At 69.1% G+C, this 19,136-nt stretch carries 24 protein-coding genes; 17 read left to right on the top strand and 7 right to left on the bottom strand.

All coding sequences use genetic code 11. The annotated features are described in order from the left end of the window. The first annotated feature begins 1 nt into the window (after nt 1). The 8 genes from ACFYWX_RS05940 (at nt 2) to ACFYWX_RS05905 (ending at nt 6,406) form a co-directional block, all read left to right on the top strand. Entirely contained in the window at nt 2–946 is a 945-nt protein-coding gene (locus tag ACFYWX_RS05940; RefSeq protein ID WP_389422741.1) for a type II secretion system F family protein, read from the top strand. Nucleotides 947–960: 14 nt separating this feature from the next. Next, a complete protein-coding gene (locus tag ACFYWX_RS05935; RefSeq protein ID WP_389422740.1) occupies nt 961–1,848 on the top strand; it encodes a DUF5936 domain-containing protein in 888 nt (295 codons plus the stop codon). A gap of 14 nt (nt 1,849–1,862) precedes the next feature. After that, nucleotides 1,863–3,362, top strand: a complete 1,500-nt coding sequence (locus ACFYWX_RS05930) for a sensor histidine kinase (protein WP_389422739.1) — start codon at nt 1,863–1,865, stop codon at nt 3,360–3,362. A 61-nt stretch (nt 3,363–3,423) separates the two neighbouring features. Beyond that, nucleotides 3,424–4,185, top strand: a complete 762-nt coding sequence (locus ACFYWX_RS05925; protein WP_389422738.1) for a response regulator — start codon at nt 3,424–3,426, stop codon at nt 4,183–4,185. Between the two features lie 123 nt (nt 4,186–4,308). Then, nucleotides 4,309–4,539, top strand: a complete 231-nt coding sequence (locus ACFYWX_RS05920; RefSeq protein WP_389422737.1) for a Flp family type IVb pilin — start codon at nt 4,309–4,311, stop codon at nt 4,537–4,539. Further along, nucleotides 4,539–5,132: a pilus assembly protein TadG-related protein gene (locus ACFYWX_RS05915; protein WP_389422736.1), complete on the top strand. Its 594-nt coding sequence runs from the start codon at nt 4,539–4,541 to the stop codon at nt 5,130–5,132. Before ACFYWX_RS05920 ends, ACFYWX_RS05915 begins: the two co-directional genes overlap by 1 nt. A 34-nt stretch (nt 5,133–5,166) precedes the next feature. Further along, on the top strand, nt 5,167–5,754 hold the full coding sequence (locus tag ACFYWX_RS05910) for a hypothetical protein (protein WP_389422735.1): 588 nt from the start codon (nt 5,167–5,169) through the stop codon (nt 5,752–5,754). Nucleotides 5,755–5,761: 7 nt separating this feature from the next. Continuing rightward, the gene (locus ACFYWX_RS05905) at nt 5,762–6,406 is read left to right on the top strand and encodes an OmpA family protein (protein WP_389422734.1); all 645 of its coding nucleotides are present in this window, start codon (nt 5,762–5,764) and stop codon (nt 6,404–6,406) included. Between the two features lie 206 nt (nt 6,407–6,612). Here ACFYWX_RS05905 and ACFYWX_RS05900 read toward each other — a convergent pair whose 3' ends face one another. Further along, nucleotides 6,613–7,176: a dihydrofolate reductase family protein gene (locus ACFYWX_RS05900; protein ID WP_389422733.1), complete on the bottom strand. Its 564-nt coding sequence runs from the start codon at nt 7,174–7,176 to the stop codon at nt 6,613–6,615. 453 nt (nt 7,177–7,629) lie between these two features. On the opposite strand from ACFYWX_RS05900, the gene ACFYWX_RS05895 reads away from it, so the two are divergent. The 3 genes from ACFYWX_RS05895 (at nt 7,630) to ACFYWX_RS05885 (ending at nt 9,500) form a co-directional block, all read left to right on the top strand. Next, on the top strand, nt 7,630–8,262 hold the full coding sequence (locus ACFYWX_RS05895) for a DUF2461 family protein (protein ID WP_389422732.1): 633 nt from the start codon (nt 7,630–7,632) through the stop codon (nt 8,260–8,262). 567 nt (nt 8,263–8,829) lie between these two features. Next, complete coding sequence (locus ACFYWX_RS05890) at nt 8,830–9,111, top strand: Arc family DNA-binding protein (protein WP_389422731.1); 282 nt, start codon at nt 8,830–8,832, stop codon at nt 9,109–9,111. Then, nucleotides 9,108–9,500: a hypothetical protein gene (locus tag ACFYWX_RS05885; protein ID WP_389422730.1), complete on the top strand. Its 393-nt coding sequence runs from the start codon at nt 9,108–9,110 to the stop codon at nt 9,498–9,500. Before ACFYWX_RS05890 ends, ACFYWX_RS05885 begins: the two co-directional genes overlap by 4 nt. 230 nt (nt 9,501–9,730) lie before the next feature. On the opposite strand, the gene ACFYWX_RS05880 is transcribed toward ACFYWX_RS05885, so the two are convergent. Continuing rightward, complete coding sequence (locus ACFYWX_RS05880; RefSeq protein ID WP_389422729.1) at nt 9,731–10,009, bottom strand: GntR family transcriptional regulator; 279 nt, start codon at nt 10,007–10,009, stop codon at nt 9,731–9,733. 164 nt (nt 10,010–10,173) lie between these two features. Here ACFYWX_RS05880 and ACFYWX_RS05875 point away from each other — a divergent pair, with 164 nt between their 5' ends. From ACFYWX_RS05875 to ACFYWX_RS05865, 3 genes are read left to right on the top strand one after another with little or no spacing between them, the layout of a single operon-like run. Then, nucleotides 10,174–10,533, top strand: coding sequence for a hypothetical protein (locus tag ACFYWX_RS05875; RefSeq protein WP_389422728.1), 360 nt, complete (start codon nt 10,174–10,176; stop codon nt 10,531–10,533). After that, nucleotides 10,533–10,748 (top strand): hypothetical protein, encoded by a 216-nt coding sequence (locus ACFYWX_RS05870; protein ID WP_389422727.1) that lies wholly within the window; start codon nt 10,533–10,535, stop codon nt 10,746–10,748. Before ACFYWX_RS05875 ends, ACFYWX_RS05870 begins: the two co-directional genes overlap by 1 nt. After that, complete coding sequence (locus ACFYWX_RS05865) at nt 10,745–10,948, top strand: hypothetical protein (RefSeq protein ID WP_389422726.1); 204 nt, start codon at nt 10,745–10,747, stop codon at nt 10,946–10,948. The genes ACFYWX_RS05870 and ACFYWX_RS05865 overlap by 4 nt, the downstream gene beginning before the upstream one ends. A 953-nt stretch (nt 10,949–11,901) precedes the next feature. Here the strand turns inward: ACFYWX_RS05865 and ACFYWX_RS05860 are convergent. The 4 genes from ACFYWX_RS05860 to ACFYWX_RS05845 all read right to left on the bottom strand — a co-directional run bounded on the left by ACFYWX_RS05860 (nt 11,902) and on the right by ACFYWX_RS05845 (nt 16,043). Next, entirely contained in the window at nt 11,902–12,561 is a 660-nt protein-coding gene (locus ACFYWX_RS05860) for a hypothetical protein (RefSeq protein ID WP_389422725.1), read from the bottom strand. Then, nucleotides 12,561–14,732 (bottom strand): hypothetical protein, encoded by a 2,172-nt coding sequence (locus ACFYWX_RS05855; RefSeq protein ID WP_389422724.1) that lies wholly within the window; start codon nt 14,730–14,732, stop codon nt 12,561–12,563. The genes ACFYWX_RS05860 and ACFYWX_RS05855 overlap by 1 nt, the downstream gene beginning before the upstream one ends. Before the next feature lie 5 nt (nt 14,733–14,737). After that, nucleotides 14,738–15,184 (bottom strand): hypothetical protein, encoded by a 447-nt coding sequence (locus tag ACFYWX_RS05850; protein ID WP_389422723.1) that lies wholly within the window; start codon nt 15,182–15,184, stop codon nt 14,738–14,740. A gap of 490 nt (nt 15,185–15,674) precedes the next feature. After that, a complete protein-coding gene (locus ACFYWX_RS05845) occupies nt 15,675–16,043 on the bottom strand; it encodes a DUF192 domain-containing protein (protein ID WP_389422722.1) in 369 nt (122 codons plus the stop codon). 125 nt (nt 16,044–16,168) lie between these two features. Here ACFYWX_RS05845 and ACFYWX_RS05840 point away from each other — a divergent pair, with 125 nt between their 5' ends. Beyond that, complete coding sequence (locus ACFYWX_RS05840) at nt 16,169–16,744, top strand: dihydrofolate reductase family protein (protein WP_389422721.1); 576 nt, start codon at nt 16,169–16,171, stop codon at nt 16,742–16,744. A gap of 40 nt (nt 16,745–16,784) precedes the next feature. Beyond that, entirely contained in the window at nt 16,785–17,657 is an 873-nt protein-coding gene (locus ACFYWX_RS05835; RefSeq protein ID WP_389422720.1) for an LLM class flavin-dependent oxidoreductase, read from the top strand. Nucleotides 17,658–17,767: 110 nt separating this feature from the next. Here the strand turns inward: ACFYWX_RS05835 and ACFYWX_RS05830 are convergent, their stop codons facing one another. Beyond that, nucleotides 17,768–18,289 (bottom strand): DinB family protein, encoded by a 522-nt coding sequence (locus tag ACFYWX_RS05830; RefSeq protein WP_389422719.1) that lies wholly within the window; start codon nt 18,287–18,289, stop codon nt 17,768–17,770. Nucleotides 18,290–18,341: 52 nt separating this feature from the next. Between ACFYWX_RS05830 and ACFYWX_RS05825 the strand changes: the two genes are divergently transcribed. Beyond that, nucleotides 18,342–19,130 (top strand): methyltransferase domain-containing protein, encoded by a 789-nt coding sequence (locus ACFYWX_RS05825; protein ID WP_389422718.1) that lies wholly within the window; start codon nt 18,342–18,344, stop codon nt 19,128–19,130. Nucleotides 19,131–19,136 lie beyond the last annotated feature (6 nt).

Raw genomic sequence — 19,136 nt, 5'->3', positions numbered from 1 at the left:
CATGGACCTCCAGACCCTCGTCACCCTCACCACCGGCGTCACACTGCTGACCTGCACCCTCGCCGTCGTGGGCCTGCACCTCTACGCGAGGGGCCGGGCGCAGCAGGCGGCCCTCGTCGACCGCCTCGCCGCCACCGGACAGCTCTCGGGCACCGGCCGCCGACGCCGCTTCCGCAACCTGGACCGACGGCTGCGCGGTACGCGCCTCGGCCGGTCGCTGGAGCTGAGGCTGGCGGCGACCGGCCTCGACATCACCCCGGGCGAGTTCTTCGCCTGCATGCTGGCGGCGGTGGCCGGCCTGTGGCTGATCGGCCAGGCCGCCCTGGCGCCCTTCTTCGGCCCCATCGCGGGGCTGCTCGGCATCTGGGCGGCCGTGCAGTTCCTCAACTGGCAGCGCCAGAAACGCATCGAGCGGTTCATCAACCAACTCCCCGAACTCGCCCGCATCCTGGCCAACGCCACCCAGGCCGGCCTCGCCCTGCGCACCGCGATCGGCATGGCGGCGGAGGAGCTGGAGGCCCCGGCCGGCGAGGAACTCGCGCGGGTCGCCAACCAGTTGACCATCGGGCACTCCATGGATGACGCGCTCGGTGAGCTGGCCGACCGCCTTCCGTCCCGCGAACTGGTCGTCCTCGTCACCACCCTGGTCCTGTCCAACCGCGCGGGCGGACAGGTGGTCGGCGCCCTGCGCAACCTCACCGAGACGCTGGAGGAGCGCAAGGAGACGCGACGCGAGATCCGCACCCAGCTCTCCCAGGTCAGCATGACGTCGTACGCCGTTCCGGTGATGGGCGTGGGCTCCCTGTTCCTCATGAACGGCGTCAGGGACGGCGCCCTGGAACGCATGACCGGCTCGCCGCTCGGCCAGGGCGCGGTGATCATCGCGTTCGCGCTGTACGCGGTCGGCTTCATCCTCATCCGCCGTATGTCGCGGATCGACGTCTGAGAGGGGGCGGAGCCGTGGGACTCCTGCTCGCGTTCGTCATGGGCCTCAGCGTCTGGGGCGTCTTCGCCGGCATCCGCATGTACCGCGCGGACGCCAAACTGCCCTCCGACCTGGCCCTCGCCCTGGAGGTCGGCGCCACCCGCACCGGCGTCGTCGACTCCGTCGTCGACCGCATGGGCATGCGCTACGCGCCCGCCGTACTGCGGCTCATGGGCCCCAAGCAGGTCGCCAGGTACCGCCGCAAGATAGACCTGGCGGGCAACCCCGGCGGCCTGACCATCGACCGCTACGCGGCCCGCCGCGCGGTGTACGGCGCTCTGGGCGGAACGGGCTTCCTGGTCTTCCTGATGCGCGGCGACTTCTTCGTGGCGTTGCTGCTCCTCGCCTTCGGCGCGTTCTGGACGGAGGTCGGCATCTGGTCGGCGATCCGCATCCGCAAGGACGTCATCGAACGTACCCTCCCCGACTTCCTCGACGTCCTCGCGGTGGTCGTCAGCGCGGGCCTCGGCTTCCGGCAGGCACTCGACCGGGTGGCCTCCCGCTACGAGGGCCCGTGGGCCGACGAGCTCCGCATCACGCTCCGCCAGATGGACCTCGGCATGAGCCGCCGCGAGGCCTTCGCGGAACTGCGCCGCCGCAACGACTCCGAGCAGGTCGCCATGTTCGTCACAGCACTCCAGCAGGGCGAGGAACTGGGCGCGCCGATCGTCGACACGCTCGTCTCCATCGCCAAGGACATGCGCCGCACGGACGCGCAGAACGCCCGTCGCAAGGCCGCCCGCGCGGTCCCCAAGGCCACCATGATGATCACCACCTTCATGGTCCCGGCCACCATGCTCCTGCTCGGCGCGGGCCTGCTCCTGGGCTCCGGCACGGACTTCGGCACGCTCACGGGTGAGTAGGGGAGGGCGAGGGGATGACTACGACGAAGGACCGCACGGAGCTGTCGGCGAGGGCGGAGCCGCCGCCGGTGGGGTGGGTGTTGGAAGGGCGGTCGGCGGAGGCGGAGAACATCCCGGCGGCGCTGGAGGGCATCCCTGTGGCGGTGGAGGGTATCCCGGCGGCGCTGGAGGGCATCCCTGTGGCGGTGGAGGGTATCCCGGCGGCGCTGGAGGGCATCCCGGCGACCGTCGACGTCGCATGCGCCCCAGCATCCGCCCCACCGGAACCACCCACCCCCGCCATCCCCCTCCAGGTCAACGCCCTCCAAGCCATGTGCCGCCAGGCCTTCGGCTTCCGCCTGGCCATGATCGCCCTGGCCGCCCCCGCCGCCCTCCTCAACGCCGCCCCCGGCGTCCCCACCCGCCTGGTGGCCACCGCCGTGGTCCTCACCTTCATGGGCTCCTACGTCCTGTTCCGCGACTGGGAACGCTTCGGCCCCCTCCTCCTGCGCCACCCCGCCCTCCTCGCCGCGGACACCCTCTTCGGCTCGCTCCTGCTCATCTCCGCGGGCCCGGACACCACCCTCGCCTACGTCAGCGTCTGCACCCCCCTCCTCGCCGGCATCGTCTACAGCTGGCGCGGAGCGGCCTGCTTCGCCTCCCTCCAGTCGCTGATACTCCTGCTCGTCTGCACCACGACCAGGGGCCTGGACTCCACCTCCGCGGAGACCCTCCTCCTGCCCGGCTTCTGTGTCATCACCGGCGCGGTCGGCTCCAGCCTGCGCGGCCTGATGCTCCGCTTCGGCACCGCCACCCAGGCCCTGACCGAGGTCCGCGCCCGCCTCGCGGCGACGGAGGCGGTCGGCGCCGAACGCGCCCGCCTCGCCCGCGAGATGCACGACTCGGTCGCCAAGACCCTGCACGGCGTGGCCCTCGCGGCGGACGGCCTCGCCGCCTCGGCCGGCGCCGACCGCCCAGACCCCGCCCTGATCAGGCAACAGGCCGAACTCGTCGCCCGCTGCGCCCGCCGCGCCGCCGCCGAGTCCCGCGAACTCCTGGACGACCTGCGCCGCGAGCCCGACCCGACGGCGGGTACGGACGTACTGACGGAACTGTGCGCGCGTACGGCGGACTTCAGCACCCGCACGGGTGTCGCGGCGACGTACCGCCCGACGGGTTCAGGGACCGCCCCGCTGGTCCCGCCCGTGGTGGCCCGCCACCTCCTCACCATCACCGCGGAAGCCCTGGACAACGCCCACCGCCACGCGTCCCCGACCCGGGTCGAGGTGGAGGCGGGCGTCCACGGCGACTGTCTGCGGGTGACGGTGTACGACGACGGCCGTGGCCTGCCACCGGACACCACCCTCGAAGAACTCCGCCGCACCGGCCACTTCGGCCTGGTGGGCATGGCCGAACGGGCCGCCTCCGTGGGCGCTCGGCTCCGCGTCGGACTCGGCGCCCACTCCCGGGGCACGGAGGTCCGCCTGGAACTTCCGCTGGCGACACTGACGTCCCTGGCGGCTCCCCACGTATGACCGTACGGACGACTGTACGGACGACCGTACGGACGACGACGACACGAGAGGAGGCCGCGCGATGCCTCAGCCACCCCCACCGAGCCCCTTCGAGGACTTTCCGCCGCCCGCCCCCCTGCGGGTGGTCGTCGCGGACGACAACCCCGTCGTCCGCGCGGGCCTGACGGCCCTCCTCTCCGGCCGCGAGGACATCACGGTCGTCGCGGAGGCCGCCGACGGCCGCGAGGCGTACGAGGCCGCCCACCTCCACCGCCCCGACGTGGTCCTCCTGGACGTCCGCATGCCCGGCGTCGACGGCATCCAGGCACTCCCACACCTGGTCCGCCTCGCCCCCGTCATGATGCTCACCTACAGCCGCGAGTCGGAGATCGTCCAGGAGGCGTTGCGCAGGGGCGCGGGCGGCTACCTGGTCCACGGCGAGTTCACGGTGGACGAGCTGGTGGCCGCCGTACGGGACATCAGGCGGGGTCGGCCGCACTTCACGCCGACGGCGGCGGCGGCGCTGCTGGCTCATCTTCAGGGGAGTGCGAGTGCACATGGTGATGATCCCTCTATTCCCCCTTACTCAGCCACTTTTGCGAAACCGCTTTCGCAACTGCAACCGTCTGTGGGACAGTCGTCATCGGCACGGTCGACGTTCGGACTCAGCGCGAGGGAGGCGGAGATCATGGACCTCATCGCATCCGGCATGACCAACCAGCAGATCGCCGCCACCTGCTTCATCAGCGAGAAGACCGTCAAGAACCACATCAACCGCATCTTCGCCAAGCTCCACAGCACGAACCGCACGGAGGCGACGGCGAAGTGGCGGGGTGAGCGGTGATGCGGGCGAGGGGGAGCGGGGGGCTGGGCCTTGCCTGGGCCCGGGATTGGGCCCTGGGACCCTGGGGCGAGCGGGGACTTTCGGCTTACGGTCCCGGTAAGGCGACCCCCCGAAGGGAACACCATGAGCGACCTGATGCTGAAGACGGCCGTCGCGGCCAAGGTCCGTGTGAACGGCTGGAAGAACACGACGGTCGAGGCGGTTCGGCGCCGGGCCGACGACCAGGGGCAGACGGCGGTCGAGTATCTGGGCATCATCGCGGTGGTTGTGGCGATTGTGCTGGCGATCACCGGTACCAACATCGGGCAGACGATCCTCAACAAGATCCAGCAGAAGATCAACGAAATCACCTGATGCCTGCGTGCAGGCGCAGTGATGCAGGGCAGGCCTTCCCCATCTACATCACGGTGGTGGCGGGCCTGCTCTTTCTTGCATTCGCCTATCTAGCGGTCGGCCAAGGCGCGGTGAGCCGGAACGGTGCCCAGACGGCAGCGGACGCGGCGGCGCTCGCGGCGGCCCAGGACACCCGGGACCAACTCGCGGGGCAATGGGTGAGGGACCTGCTCGACCCGGCCAAATGGCAGGACGTCTTCGACGGCAAGCTGGACCATGATCCGGACTCGTGTCCACGTGCTCATCAGTTGGCGGAGCTGAACGACGCCAAGGCATTGTGCGACACCGATGGACCGCTTGCCTACAAAGTCGTCGCCACGGCCAACAAGCCCGTCGGAGACTCCATCGTCCCTGGCACGGAAGGCATGTTCGCGACAGCGGAGGCAAGGGCCGTCATCGAGCCTCTCTGCGACAAGCCCCCGGCTCAGGACGCCGGAAGCGACGTATTGCCCCAGCTCACCTGCAAGGGCAGCGGGACGTGGACGCTGGACCCGGCCGACAGCAAGAGCCTTCCGAAGCCCGAAGACCTCTTCGACGTCCACCTGGCCGACTGACAAGCGAAGAACGAGTGGAGAAGGAAGCAGAGCGATGAGCATTCGGTTCACTGCGAAGGCCCGCAGGGGGGTGGCCGCGCTGATTGTCGCGGCTGGACTGGCCAGCGGTGTGGCCGGCTGCGGCGGGGGCGGAGACGGAGGCGATGACAAGAAGCCGGAGAAGTCGGCGTCCGCCTCCAAAGGTGACGGATCCCAGCCGAGCGCTCAGGAGGGACAGTCGGACGCGCCGATGGCGGAGCTCAAGGGCACGGAAGGGCTGCTGCTCCAGATCACGTCCGCTGAAAGGGACTCGGGCGGCTTCGTCACCGTCAGCGGCAACCTGAAGAACGACGGGGCCAAGTCGGTGGTCATCCCGGCCCAGACCAGTGGTGACGAAACCGAGGTCATCAAGCACGGCCCCTCATTCGGTGGCGCAACGCTTGTGGACTCCAAGGGGAAGAAGCGCTACTACGTCCTGCGGGACACGGACGGACGACCGCTCACGACCGTGGGCCTCGGAACTCTAGAGGGGGGCCAGTCTCTCCCGGTGTTCATGCAGTTCCCTGCTCCTCCCGAGAGCACTGCTGAAGTCACCTTGCAGTTGCCGACGTTCGCCAGCGGCACGATCAAGATCACCGGGTGAGGGCCCCATGACCCACTCCCTCGCTCGCACGACGACTCCGCGCCTCACGTTGGTCGTCGCCGCGGTCTCAGTCATGGTCGCATCCAATCTCTTCGGCGCATCGGCCCACGCCGACGACTCTCCCAGCGTTCCCCCGGGCACCGAACCCACCGTCGCGGCCCCCGTCCAGGTCGACCCCAACGACCCCGATCTCAAACTCCCCGAAGGTGCCACCCTCGCCTCCGCCAAGGTGCTCGACATCAAGTCCGTCGTGGAGGACCAGAGTGGTGACGAGCGCCGGGAGGACACCAACACCGACGTGAAGTTCGCGCTGCAAGCAGAGGTGCTGTTCAGCAAGGACAGCGCCAAGCTGAGCGCCGAGTCGAAGGCGAGGATCGGCGCCATCGCCGAGGAGATCAAGACCCAGAACGCCACGAGGATCCGCGTCTTCGGCTTCACCGACAACCTCGGGTCCTCCGCCCACGGCGACGTCCTCTCCCGGCAGCGCGCCAACGCCGTACAGGCCGTCCTGGACGACGAGCTGAACGACCCGAACGTCACCTTCGACGTGCGCGGTTACGGGGAGCAGTACCCGATCTCCTCGAACGCCACGGAGGAGGGACGGAAGAAGAACCGAAGGGTTGAGGTCACCTTCCCGAGGGGGGCGAGCTGAACGTTCTAACAGGTCGTCCACGGTGTTGTAGGGCCTCAGATTTCGCTGCACAGTCTCATGCTCCGCTTCATATCGGCTGCACTTATGAAGTGGCCATGAGACTTGCAGTTCAGGGGCTTCACTCGTTTGGGTGGCTCGGGCGGTAGTCCGGGTCACTCAGGGGGTGTCACCCGCGGACATACGGCCCGTGACTCCCGGACGGGCGCTCAGCGCCTCGTCTCGTACCTGGTCAGGATCACGCCGCAGGGAAACGTCCGCGTCTCCACCAGGTTCAGGTTCACCCAGTTGTCCAGCGCGGTGAAGAACGGCGTGCCGCCGCCCACCAGGACCGGCGCGGTGGCCAGCACGTACTCGTCAATCAGCCCGGCCCGCATGGCCGCCCCGGCGAGCGTCGCGCCGCCGATGTCCATCGGGCCGCCGTCCTCGGCCTTGAGCCGGGTGATCTCGGCGACCGCGTCGTCGGTGACCAGGCGGGTGCTCCAGTCGACCTTGTCGATCGTCGAGGAGAACACCACCTTCGACATGTCCCGCCAGCGGCGCGCGAACTCGATCTCCGCCGGTGTGGCGTTGGGCTGCTGGTCGCCGGTCGGCCAGTAGGAGCTCATCGTCTGCCACAGCTTGCGCCCGTACAGCGACAGGTCGGTCGCCTGCAACTGGTCGGACCAAAAGTGGAACAGCTCGTCGCTCGGCACGCTCCAGCCGATGTCGTCGCCGGGCGCGGCGATGTAGCCGTCCAGGGTCAGGTTCATGCCGTAGATCAGTTTCCGCATGGCGCCAGCCTTCCGTGAGTCGGTCTCACGCGTACAGACCGGCGCGGCGCGGGAAACTCATCGGTGCGCGATCTGAGCTCACATGTAGTCCTCGTGCTCGGTGGCTCAGCCGCAGACTCATCGTTCCGCCGAGGAAATGGCATCGATCTGAGACTGATCTTGGGTGACATCGCGGTGAGACAACAGAGAACCACCAGGTCACAGAAGATCGACATGTCATCGGCGCCGAGACCCTACACCTCCTGTGGGATCTCAAGTTCGGCTGCACAATCTCACCGCCCGCTGCATATCGACTGCACTCTCCGTGCTTCTCGACGAACTCGCCCACCGCGCACGGCACGTCGAACCAGCCGGCGAGCCCCGCCGCAGCACCTCCCACCTTGTCTGGGGCTACGCCTCCCTTCCCGTCTCACTCTCGGCGCGCGCGGATCACGGGTGAGCTAACCTGCGCGCATGCGCGGACACTTCACCGGCTGGCCAGAGCAGGCCATGGACGTGTTGTTGCAGCTCCAGGGCGAACCGACCCACGCGACCCGCGAGCGCTACCGCGCGGACCGCGAACACCTGGTCCGGCAGCCGATGATCGCCCTGCTCAACGAGGTCGCGGACACCGACCCCCGGTACGAGGACTTCTCCGTCTGGCACTACCGCACCGACTCCTGGTGGTGGCAGCACCAGGGCGCGGTGATCCGGCTCGGCCGCAAGATCGAGATCGGTCTCCGGTTCTCCCTGGATGGCCTGCAGATCCAGGGCGCCTGGTGGTACCCCGATCCCGGCCAGGTGGACATGTTCCGCAAAGCCGTGGCCTCCGAGGGGAGCGGCCGCGAACTGTCCGCCATCGTCGAGGACGTGCGGAAGAAGGGCTACGACATCTCCGGGGACGTGATGAAACGCCCCCCGCGCGGCTATCCGACGGACCACTCCCGTACAAACCTGCTGCGCCACCGTTCGCTGATCGCCGCCCGTCCCCTCGGCTGCGAGCAGTGGCTGCACACCCCCGAGGCGGTCGACCGGGTCCTCTCGGCCGCCGCCGACCTGGACGCCCTGCTGATGTGGCTGGTCCGCCACGTGAAGCGCGCCGCCTGACATCACGAGGGCGCCACGCGGCACGGGAGGAACCACACCCGTGCCGCCGACCCCCGCACTCTGACGGTGATGCGCACTTTCAGCACCGACCGGTCGTCCATCGCCCGATAACCGTCCGGCACCTCGGCCAGAGGGACGGCACCGTCGAAGACGGGCCCTGGATCGAGGGCCCCGAAGAGCGCATCCGGCAGGAGTTTGGGAATGCAGGCGCGGACCGGGCGATGCCCCCGCGCAGCGTGATGCTGCGGTCGAACGTCCGGCGGCAGAACGACCTCCGCATTTCCCGCCGTACGGCACCCCCCACACAGCCGACCGCACAGCCGTCCCGGGTGACAGCGGGCCGTGAGACACCGCAGGTCAGCGATCTGCCCGTCCGGAGCGGCCTCAGCAAACCTGGCGGGGACGCACCGCGAGCCGAGACAACCGCAGATGAAGCAGCATGAGACACCGCGAGAAGTCGCAGGTCACAGCCTCGGCGTATGCAGCGAAGCGTGGGACCCTACATTCCTTTCCTCGGGGAACTCTCGGCCTGCGGCGCTCGGCGTATACGTTACGTATACTTGTGTCATGTCTGACGTCATGATCCGCGTGCCCGCAGAAGTCCGTGACCAGCTCGCCGCCGTGGCGGAGGCGCGCGGGATCAGCGTTCGGGCCCTGATGCGGGAGATAGCCGCTCAGATGCTGACTCCCGAGCAGATCAACGAGCGGGCCACCCGCACCCGTGCGCTGCTCGCCGAGCGGTTCGGGCACTATGTGACGGACGAGGAGTCGGCAGAAATGCGGCGCAAGATGCGTGAGGCCACCGCGGCTCACCGGGCCGCGCTCGCGGAGGCGGAGTCGTCGCGTTGAACCTGACCGAACATTACGTCCTCGACACTTCCACACTCCTGGCGATGGGCGGCAACAAGCAGGTATCTGGCCTGATCCATGCCGCGGCGGCCAGTGACGACGTCCGCTTGTGGGCGCCCGTACTGTGCCTCCTGGAGGCCGAGCGCGAGCGCCCGGGTGTCGTCGCGCATGCGGGTGTACTGCTGGACGTTCTCTGTCTACTCGATGACGACTACGCCATGGCCGTGACCGTGGCCGAACTGTCCCGCGACAACGTCCCCTTCGGGGTCGCGGCAGCCGTACACGCGGCGCGACCGAACGCGACGCTGCCCGAAGGCGCACTGGTGGCAACTGTCGCGCCGGATGCCTACGACAGGCTCGGAGTCGGGGTCATGGACCTGAATCGCTGACACGCTGCCCTGCCGGATTCACCCCACACTCCGCCCCCGTGCTCGTCTCCTCGGGTACGGGGCAGACTGCGCCCGGCTGGTAGCCTCCGCCGCTAGCGATCGCGGCGGTCCTGCAGCCGCCGATACAGGGTCGGCCGAGTCATGGGTCCTCTCGTGTCCGGTATGGGGGCATGATGGCCGGCGCGGGCGGGGCGCTGGACCACCGGCATCCTGAACCAGCGACCTGCTCGTCAGTCGTTGGCCTCGTCACCCTCGGATGTGTCGGCGGGCATGGCGATGACGAACACGCCCTTGCCCTGAACTCCTTGAACGATTCCCTCGGCTTGCAGCGCCTCGATGGCTGACTTGATGGTTCGGCGGCTGACCACCCCGCCCGTCTCCTGTTCCAACTCGTGGTGAGAAGGGATGCGTCGGCCAACCGGAATCTCGCCGCGCCGGATGCGCTCGCGCAGGGCGGACGCAAGCTGCAAGTACATCGGGGTGATGCTCTCCCGGTCGATCTCTATCATGCCCCGGAGCGTAAAAGGTCAGCTCAGGCCAGCATAGGACGACCTATCACGTGAAAGGACGTACCAAGACGTACTAAGTGCCGTAGAGTCGTCGACGTCAGAAGAAAGACCCCCGCGACGGTGGGCGCCGTCCGGGGGCATGGCCACCAGCCTCTGAGGAGCTGATGACAGTGAGCATTATCCATGCGCTGCTGCGCTGGATCCTGGACGTGTGCGCGCCCGGTACCGGCAGGCGGAGGGCGGACGCGCGCCCCGCCGGACCGTCCCCCGCCGGCGATCCTGCGGCACCCGGCCCGTTTGCCGTACGGCTTCCCGTCCACCGCTCCCCGTACGGACTGCCCGTGCTGCTCGACGGCCGGGCGACGGCGCCGGTCCGCCCCTATGTGCTCGCGGCGGAGCGGGCCCACCGGGAACGGGAGTTGGAGTGGGCGCGGCAGAGGCGGCGCCGTGTGGCCCTGGTCCTCGCGGCGGACTTCGGAGTCGACCTCGACCGGCATGTGATCGGCGCGGAGATGGCCGCGTGATGGGCACGGAGGACAAGGCGCCCCGCCCGCCGGTGCGGATGTGCGTGCGCTGCCAGGTGACCACCGAGAATCCGGTCGTGGTCAGCGTGGTGCACCAGAACTCGGGGCCGGGGTTCGTCGTGTACGCGTGCGGGCCATGCGCCGCGCACTACCCGCCGCAGCCGGACGTCCTCACCGTCCTGCCGCAGTCCCGCCGAGCCGGGGACGAGCGGTGAGCGCGCGACCTGGCGCGGCGGCGGACACGCGGGAGCTGTCGCCGGAGTGCACGCTGGCCCGTCAACGCGGGTACGAGGACGTACACGTCGCGTGCCGCAGGCTGAGGGACATTCCGCTGCCGTACGGCGGGGGACTGCTGCTGGTGCGCCGCTGCGGCTGCGCCTGCCACCGCCCGCCGGTGGGGGAGGGGAAGCGGTGAACGCCGGCACCCCATCCGAGCCGGGCACGTAGGCCCCGGACGTCCGCTGCGCGGGAACGCGGGCCAACCCGCGCACCGGACGTCTTGGCGTGAGCCGGCCGAAGCAACACACGGAAGCCGTCCAGGCCGAATCGCCGATGACTTGAACGACCTTCTCGCTCATTCCCGTGGCCTCCGCGTAGTTGTAGGCGGGCGTCCCAGTAGCTCGCTCGCCCACCTTCTCGACCCCTTGCACGGCCTGCAGCGCCTTCGGATCGTTCTTGTACTCGTTGTCTTCCAGGTACTGCAGGGTGTGGGTGCCGTAAGCGGTGCTGACGGCCGATCCGGCGGACTCCATGATGAGCGGGACGGCCGTGGCGGCCACGACTCCGGCAACCGGTCCGGCGAGCATCGCGGCACCGGCGGTCGCCACCACGGTGACACCACCACTCACCAGCGTCTTGCGCCATTTCCCCGTTCTGTTCCTACTCAGGCCGGTACTCAAGCGGGTAAGTCGTCCGAGGGAGGGGGCGGGGGGACAGCAGGCGGGGGTGGAATAACGGGCCGAGGAGGAACCCGCGGCCGGGCCGGTCCCCCGACGGAAGGCGGAGGAGGCCCCTCGGGTACCTGGAACCGCTGCGAAGGCGGGGGCGGGGGGCCGACCGGGGGCGGCGGAGGGGGTGGCGGAGGCGGGGCCTCCTCGAAGGGCGGCAGCACCGGACCACCCGCACGCAGCCGCTCGATGGTCCGTTCTGCGCGACGGCGGGCGAGAGCGGCGTCGTCCCGTCGGTAGACGAGCTGCCAGCCGAACCTGCGGCGATTGACGCTGGAGAGCAGCCGGTAGCCGAACTGGTGGGCAATCTCCTCGATTCGGCGCATCTGTGCAAAGGCCGCGTAGCGGCCGATCCGCAGCTCGACCTGACCACAGCCGTCGAAGTGCCTGAAGATCTCCTCGTCCTCCACAGCCCTACTCCTCAGCTGTCCTCGTAGCGGGGTAGTTCCTCGGGAAAGTTGCGGGCTTTCTTGCACTCGGCCAGCTCGTAGGCGTGCTCAGTGAGGCTGTAGGCGATGTCGGTCAGGGCCTGTCCCAGTGTCCTACCGGTGGCCTCGGTGTCTCCGCTCACACTCACCTCGGTGATGACCGCGTAGGGCGCGGAGGCGTTGTAGGGGGGAATGACAGGAGGAACACAGGGCACGAAGAGGGCCGCGACGGCGTCGTCGGCCTCGAGCTGAGCCAGAGCTTCTATTCCGTCAGCGGACACACTGATAATCCGGTGGTCACCGCTCCCCCGATAGCTTTCGACCCATTGCTCATGGAAGACGGGGCGGACTTGGGCTCGGCCCCACAGGGACGCATTGCTGCTCGTATGGACGTAGCAGGAGAAGCTGAAGCTTTCTCCTCCGCCTCGGCGGCCGGAGCCGTCCTCCGCCGATCGCACCTGCGGCAGGACCTGAGTCACCATGCCCCGCTCAAGCGTGCCCTCGCACATTTTCTCCGGCAGAAGATAGAGGCCTTTGATCGTGAAGAGCCACGTGCCGCCACCCACGAGACAAAGAATCAGGAGGCCGAGCAGGAAGCCTTTCCCGCTCTCCCAGGAGGCGATGGTTCCCCTACGCCACGCCGACTTGTCCACTAGGGGCGCTCCTTCGTCCGAGTCAGCAACTCGCTACTGGCGTCATAGCCCTGGTTCACGGCCTCACGGACCAGGTCGCTGGTGCCTTGCTCGGGAAGGCTCAGTCCGTTCCGGTCGATCGTGTCCTGCGCGGCCCATTGCGCCTGCTGACTCACCGAGTCCCGCGAGTCGTAGAAGTCCATGGCGCTGGCATAGAGGGCCTCGTCCTTGGCCCCTTCGAGTTTCTGCCCCTCGAGCACACGATCGACGGCCAGCCCGGCGACGGCTCCGAGCATTCCTCCGCCCACGGCCCCCATGGCCGCTCCTCCGTATGCCTCGGGGACCGACACGTTGGCCAGACCGATCGCGATCCAGGTCTTGGCAAAATCCCCCTTCGTCTTCAGAGCGTCGTTGTATTCCGTCTCGCCCTTGACGGCTGATCGCACTTCTTCGTCCGCCAGGGAGTGGGCGACGATGCCCTCGATGGTCCCCGCGTTCTTGCCGATGTCCGCGAGAACCTGTGTCTGGGAGCCGTCGAACAATGCCGGGTCGGTGAGGTGCGATTCGAGGAGTGTGCTGGTGTAGATGCTCTCTCCGAGGATGATCCCCGCCCTTCCCTCGGGATCGGTGGACACCGCTGAGAGGAACCTGACGACGTTCGGGATCTTCTCCAGACCGTCGGGGTCGTCGCTGTTCGTGAGGAAGATGGATTCCGCACCATGGCCGGAGAGTGTCTGGCTGATCTCCGGCATGTAGGAAGCCGCCATGTTGCCGAAGCTGTCCCCCAACCCCTTGCTCACGAGGTCCGCACCTCCGCCGGGCTGCGCGACCGCCTCCATGATGTGCCTCATGATCCGCACCTGCGTCTCGCTGTGCGGCGGAGCCAGCTGGCTCGTGTCGCCCACGACCGCCCCGGTCGTGGCGGCCTCCAGCGCCCGCCCCAGGGACTCCCCCCGCTCCGTGTACACGGTCGTGCCCAGCATGTGGTCCAGATCCGACTTGGACTCGAACGCGTGCGTTGCGGCCTCGGGATTGTGGGAGAGGCCCTCGAACAGCCCCTCCAGCGGGTCCCGGCCGTTGCCGTCACCGAAGACCAGGTCCAGGGTGTCGTAGCCCTTCACCCACAGATCATGGGTGCCCGCGTCCCCTGCTGCCTTGTCAGCCTTGAACACCTTCTCCCGATAGTCGTCGAGAAACTCGGTGTCGTACTGACCCTGCCGCATGAGGCTGCTGATGACCTGGGAGCCGAGAGCGCCGACGGGACTGAAGGAGTCCGCTGCGCGGAAGTTGGTGTTCCGCTCGGCGATGAGGTCCTTCTTCCAGTCCTGCATGGCGTCGGAGTCCGAGAAGGACGCCGTGGCCAGGGTCAGGCTCAGGTTGTTCTGCAGGCTCTTCATCGTGTCGAGTTCCGAGTCCCTGGCGCCGGCGTGCGCGTGGGTCATCTCGGTCCAGAACTGGAGCGTCCCCTTGGGGCCCAGCCGCGTCGCGAACTGCTCTGCGAACAGGGAGTCGCCGTTGTACAGCTCCATCGTGCGGTTGAAGTCGGCGATGTCCTCGAGGGTCATGTCGGCCGGATTCTTGGCCATCCTTGCCAGCTTCTCCGCGGCCGCGACGACCTTGGCAGCGGAATCCCGGTCCGGGTAGGAGGCGTCGGCGAAGCCGTACTTGGCCTGGTCGACCAGCAGTGTCAGGACCTTGGCGGCGCTATTGTCGCTCTCCGTCGCCTTGCTCAGGATGCCCTGGATCTCGTTGCGGAGGTCGTCCACCGCCTTCTGATCCACCGCGTCGGTCTTCCCGCTGGGGTCGGACGCCCAGTCGGGCCGGGTGTTCCTGGTGACCGTGAACGAGCCTTCGCCAGTGTCGATCACGGTCAGGCTCTGCTTCGCGCCTCGCGCGATGGCGTCGTTCACCTGGGTGCGATAGCCGATCAGCTCGCCGCGCGTGTCGCTGAGGATCTTGGTGATGGAGTCGGCCTGGGTGTGCGCGTCGGCGAACTCGGCGGCGGTCTTGGTGATGAACTCGCGGCTGACGGTGGCGTTGGCCCCCGCCCACTTGGCCTTGTGGGCCTTGGCCTTGAGGTTGGTCTCGGCATCCTTCTGCAGATCCGCGAGCTTCTCCGTCATCTGTTCCCAGTCGGTGACCGCTTCACCGAGCTTCGCGAAGTTGCCGTGGCGCAGGGCGTCGAGGTCCATCGGCTTCAGTGGCCCTTCCGGTCGTCGAAGCCCTCGTCCAGCAGGGCGATGCTGCTGACCGTGCCGGCGATGTACGACTCGTCGGCAGCGTGCTGGTTCTTGGTGAACCGCAGGTGGTTGGAGATGTGGGCGCAGGCGTCCAGCAGGGTCTTGGTCTGCTCGCTCCAGCGTTCCGTCACATGCTCCAGCGCACCACCCAGGGCGAAACCCTCGCCCTTGAGTCCGCCTGCGGCCGCCTCGGAGGCCACACGCGCGTGCCCGCTGTAGGTCGTGAAGTCCGTGAACAGGTCATGGGCCGCCTTGCCGACCGCCTCGAGATCCTTGTGCCCCACTACAAGGTCTCCCTGGGTGCCGTCCCCTCCCTGGTCGGCCGGGTACTGGTTGAGCTGCATCCGTGTGGACTGCTGCCCGGCCGTCGTGGCCTTCATCTGCTCCCACTCCTCCCACGCCATGCGTGGTTCCTCCCCCGCGTCCTCTGTGTAGTGCCGATGTCACAGCCGGTGATCCGGGCGCACGTTACCCGCCCTCTGCGTACCTTCCATCCCTTAACGGCGTTTCGGTGTCCGGGACGCCGCGCTCAGAAGCCGCCCGCTCCGGCCCGGGGGCGGGCCTGGTCCGGTGCGCCCGGTGGGGAGCCGAACTCCAGTGGAGAGTCTGGAAATTGTCCGGAAAATGTCGCCGTCGGGGGCGGTCTGGCTGGCCTTCGGCGCCTGAGTACGAGTGTGATTGCCGCGATCGCACCTGAGCGCTGAGTCGAGGGCGAGGCATTGGACGACCACTCGATCGAGCCGCCCCTTCCCGTCCTCAAGAGCCGAGCGCTTCGAGGGGCCGCCGGCCGGGGCCAGGACGTGCACTCGTGCGGCTCGACGTTTTTCGAGCAGCCCCTGACGTCCACGCCGCCAACACACCCCCACGCACCAGGCGGGCCATCGGCCGGCGGGACTACACAGCCACTACGTCCACCCGCACCCCGACTGCCACCCCCCACCCCGCCATCACCCCGGCCTCCGCCTCCAGCACATGCCGGGCGCGGAGGCGGGGCAGGCCGAGACGGCCGGGGCGCATGGTGCGGACGGCGACGACGGTGAGGTCGCGGTCGAGGTAGGCGACGTCGATGGGGATCCGCATACGGAACGTGTGGACGCTGTTGGCGGGGGAGAGCAGCATCGCCCCGTCGACGGAGTCCCGGCCCAACAGCCCCCGGGTGCGGGCCCGGTACGACGCCGCGATCTCCAGCGGAACCGGCAAACCACCGTCACCGTCGCCCAGAACCACCAACGTCCCCGGCCCGTCCGGCCACCGCCGCCTCACGCCCAGCCCACCCCCGACCACCTCGCCCACCCCGGCCACCGCCGTCCGTCGCGCGAACCGAACGTATCCCCACAACAAGGCGTGGCAACAGGGCCGCCCGCGCCCGCCCGGCTACCTTGCACCCCATGCGGAACATCATCCTTATGATGTCGGTCTCCCTCGACGGCTTCATCGAAGGCCCCGACCGCGACATCAGCTGGCACCGGGTCGACGACGCACTGCACCAGCACATGAACGACACCATCCGTCCCCTGGGCGGCCTCCTCCACGGCCGTGTCACCTACGAACTGATGGCCGACTTCTGGCCCACGGCCGACCAGGATCCCGCCGCCTCCGCCGTCGTCGCCGAGTTCGCCGAGATCTGGCGGGAGAAGCCGAAGATCGTGTACTCGCGGACGCTCCAGCACGCCGACTGGAACACCACGATCGTGCGGGACGTCGTCCCGGAGGAGGTCAGAGCGCTGAAGGAGCAGCCGGGCGGCGACCTGGCGCTCGGCGGCGCCGACATCGCCGCCGCCTTCCTGCGCCACGACCTGGTCGACGAGTTCCGGGTGTACGTCCATCCCGTCCTCGTCGGCGACGGCAAACCCCTCTTCCCCCGCACATCGACGCCCACCTCGCTCCGGCTGGCCCAGAGCCGGACCTTCGGCAACGGCGTCGTACTCCTGCGGTACGAGCGAAGCAATCGGCCCGACGCCTAAAAGAGTTGTAGATCGTGTGCGCCGTGGATAGGAAGTCCTCATGACCGAACTCGGCGCTGTGTTCCGTCCCCAACTGCCCCCCGAGCGACTGCGGGCCCTCGCCCGCCTCGCCGACGAGACCGGACTCGAACAGCTCTGGCTGTGGGAGGACTGCTTCCTGGAGGGCGGGATCTCCACGGCCGCGGCCGCGCTCGCCTGGACCGAGCGGCTGCACGTCGGTGTCGGACTGCTGCCCGTGCCGCTGCGCAATGTCGCCGTCACCGCGATGGAGACCGCCGCCCTGCACCGGATGTTCCCCGGCCGCGCGACCCTCACCGTCGGGCACGGCGTACAGGACTGGATGGGCCAGGTCGGCGCGCGGGCCGCGTCGCCGCTGACCCTCCTGCGCGAGCACCTGATGGCGATGCGGGCCCTGCTGGGCGGGGAGCGGGTCACCACCGAGGGGCGGTACGTGAAGCTGGACGACGTCGCCCTCGACTGGCCGCCGGCCGGTCCGGTGCCCGTCCTCGCCGGTGCGACCGGCCCGCGCACGCTGCGGCTGTCCGGCGAGGCGGCCGACGGCACGCTCCTGACCGCGGGCACCTCACCGGAGCGTCTGCGCACGGCGCGCGGGCTCATCGAGGAGGGGCGGAAGGCGGCAGGGCGCACCGATCCACACAAGGTCGTCGTCTATCTCCTCGCCGCCACCGGCCCCGACGCGACCGCACGCCTGGATGCCGAACTGGCCGCCGAGGGCCTCACCGACGTCCCGGAAGCCGCCGTCGCCGGAGACGCGGGCAGCGTGGCGAAGGCGGTCCAACGTCTCGCCGACGCGGGTGCGGACGCCGTCATCCTCCAGCCGACGGCGGACGAGCCCGACCCCGAGGCCTTCGTCCGGTTCGTCGCGGAGGAGGTACGCCCGCTGGTGCCCTGACCCCCGTACAGGGCACCTGGCTCCCTGGCCCCGGGCGGCTCACCCCCTGCGGTGATCCCCATGGCCCCCTGACTCCCGTACAGGGCACCTGGTCCCCGGCCCCGGGCGCCTCACCCCCTGCGGTATACCCCCGTGGCCCCGTCGACCAGCTCCCGCACCACATCCATGTGCCCGGCGTGTCTCGCCGTCTCCTCGATCAGGTCGACGAGGACCCAGCGCAGGGTGACGGCGTGGTCGCGCCACGGCGGGCGGCCGACGGCGTCCAGGGGCAGCTCGGTGATCGTGCGGTCGGCGGCGGCGCGGGCGCGGCCGTAGAAGGCGACGATCTGCTCCGTCGTCTCGCCCTCGCCCGCGCTCATGTCCTCGCCCTTGTACGGGTCGAACCAGAGCGGCTCGACCTCGCGGCCGAAGCTCTCCACGAACCAGCCGTACTCGACGGACGCCAGATGCTTCACCAGACCGAGCAGGCTCGTGCCGGACGGGGTCATCGGGCGGCGCAGCTGTTCGTCGTCGAGCCCCTCCAGTTTCCACAGCACCGCGTCGCGCACCCGGTTCAGGCTCGCGTGCAGAGTCTCCTTCTCGCCACCCGCGTAGGGCATGCCCGTGACCTCGACATTCGTGGTGTCCGTCATGCCGCCGAAAATTAGCAGCGGGCACTGACAACGGCCTGCGACGATCAACCCCATGACCACCCGACACCACCGCACGTTCGAGGATTTCGTCGCCGAGGGTGCCGCCGTACCCACCGCGGGCTGGGACTTCTCCTGGTTCGAGGGGCGGGCCACCGAGGCCCGGCCCTCCTGGGGGTACGCGGTGTCGCTGGCCGAACGGCTGGCCGCCGCGACCGCCGCGCTGGACATACAGACCGGGGGAGGGGAGGTCCTGGACTTCGCCCTCGGCCGGGCCGTGAAGGCGCCCGTCCTCACCGTCGCCACGGAGGGCTGGCCGCCGAACGTCGCCAAGGCCACCACGCTGCTGCGGCCGCGCGGCATCGCCGTGGTCGCCGCGCCCGAGGACGCGCCCCTGCCCTTCGCGGACGGCACCTTCGACCTGGTCAGCAGCCGCCACCCGGTCAGCGCCCAGTGGGACGAGATCGCCCGGGTCCTGCGGCCCGGCGGCAGCTACTTCGCCCAGCACGTGGGACCGAGGAGCGTCTTCGAACTGGTCGAGCACTTCCTCGGCCCGCAGCCGGAGGCGACGAGTTCCAACCGCCACCCCGACAACGAACGCGCCGGGGCCGAGGCCGCGGGCCTGGAGGTCGTCGACCTGCGCGCGGAGCGCCTGCGGGTGGAGTTCCACGACATCGCCGCCGTCGTCCACTTCCTGCGCAAGGTGATCTGGATGGTCCCCGGCTTCACCGTCGAGGCCTACGAGTCCCAGCTCCGCGCCCTGCACGAGCGCGTCGAGTCCGAGGGCCCGTTCGTCGCCCACAGCACCCGCCACCTCTTCGACGTCCGCAAGCCCAAGGGCTGACGCCCT

Source organism: Streptomyces sp. NPDC002888 (genome assembly GCF_042888465.1).
Lineage (GTDB): Bacteria > Actinomycetota > Actinomycetes > Streptomycetales > Streptomycetaceae > Streptomyces.
Note: the sequence above shows the minus strand (reverse complement) of the source record. Positions and strands in the feature narration are given on the sequence as shown.

What these genes read in the sequence shown, in the direction of transcription:
- ACFYWX_RS05925 (WP_389422738.1), top strand. Translation starts at nt 3,424, where the DNA reads ATGCCTCAGCCACCCCCACCGAGCCCCTTCGAGGACTTTCCGCCGCCC.
- ACFYWX_RS05840 (WP_389422721.1), top strand. Translation starts at nt 16,169, where the DNA reads ATGCGGAACATCATCCTTATGATGTCGGTCTCCCTCGACGGCTTCATC.
- ACFYWX_RS05915 (WP_389422736.1), top strand. Translation starts at nt 4,539, where the DNA reads ATGCCTGCGTGCAGGCGCAGTGATGCAGGGCAGGCCTTCCCCATCTAC.
- ACFYWX_RS05830 (WP_389422719.1), bottom strand. Translation starts at nt 18,289, where the DNA reads ATGACGGACACCACGAATGTCGAGGTCACGGGCATGCCCTACGCGGGT.
- ACFYWX_RS05920 (WP_389422737.1), top strand. Translation starts at nt 4,309, where the DNA reads ATGAGCGACCTGATGCTGAAGACGGCCGTCGCGGCCAAGGTCCGTGTG.
- ACFYWX_RS05835 (WP_389422720.1), top strand. Translation starts at nt 16,785, where the DNA reads ATGACCGAACTCGGCGCTGTGTTCCGTCCCCAACTGCCCCCCGAGCGA.
- ACFYWX_RS05930 (WP_389422739.1), top strand. Translation starts at nt 1,863, where the DNA reads ATGACTACGACGAAGGACCGCACGGAGCTGTCGGCGAGGGCGGAGCCG.
- ACFYWX_RS05895 (WP_389422732.1), top strand. Translation starts at nt 7,630, where the DNA reads ATGCGCGGACACTTCACCGGCTGGCCAGAGCAGGCCATGGACGTGTTG.
- ACFYWX_RS05825 (WP_389422718.1), top strand. Translation starts at nt 18,342, where the DNA reads ATGACCACCCGACACCACCGCACGTTCGAGGATTTCGTCGCCGAGGGT.
- ACFYWX_RS05850 (WP_389422723.1), bottom strand. Translation starts at nt 15,184, where the DNA reads ATGGCGTGGGAGGAGTGGGAGCAGATGAAGGCCACGACGGCCGGGCAG.
- ACFYWX_RS05855 (WP_389422724.1), bottom strand. Translation starts at nt 14,732, where the DNA reads ATGGACCTCGACGCCCTGCGCCACGGCAACTTCGCGAAGCTCGGTGAA.
- ACFYWX_RS05890 (WP_389422731.1), top strand. Translation starts at nt 8,830, where the DNA reads ATGTCTGACGTCATGATCCGCGTGCCCGCAGAAGTCCGTGACCAGCTC.
- ACFYWX_RS05870 (WP_389422727.1), top strand. Translation starts at nt 10,533, where the DNA reads ATGGGCACGGAGGACAAGGCGCCCCGCCCGCCGGTGCGGATGTGCGTG.
- ACFYWX_RS05875 (WP_389422728.1), top strand. Translation starts at nt 10,174, where the DNA reads ATGACAGTGAGCATTATCCATGCGCTGCTGCGCTGGATCCTGGACGTG.
- ACFYWX_RS05910 (WP_389422735.1), top strand. Translation starts at nt 5,167, where the DNA reads ATGAGCATTCGGTTCACTGCGAAGGCCCGCAGGGGGGTGGCCGCGCTG.
- ACFYWX_RS05905 (WP_389422734.1), top strand. Translation starts at nt 5,762, where the DNA reads ATGACCCACTCCCTCGCTCGCACGACGACTCCGCGCCTCACGTTGGTC.
- ACFYWX_RS05900 (WP_389422733.1), bottom strand. Translation starts at nt 7,176, where the DNA reads ATGCGGAAACTGATCTACGGCATGAACCTGACCCTGGACGGCTACATC.
- ACFYWX_RS05880 (WP_389422729.1), bottom strand. Translation starts at nt 10,009, where the DNA reads ATGATAGAGATCGACCGGGAGAGCATCACCCCGATGTACTTGCAGCTT.
- ACFYWX_RS05940 (WP_389422741.1), top strand. Translation starts at nt 2, where the DNA reads ATGGACCTCCAGACCCTCGTCACCCTCACCACCGGCGTCACACTGCTG.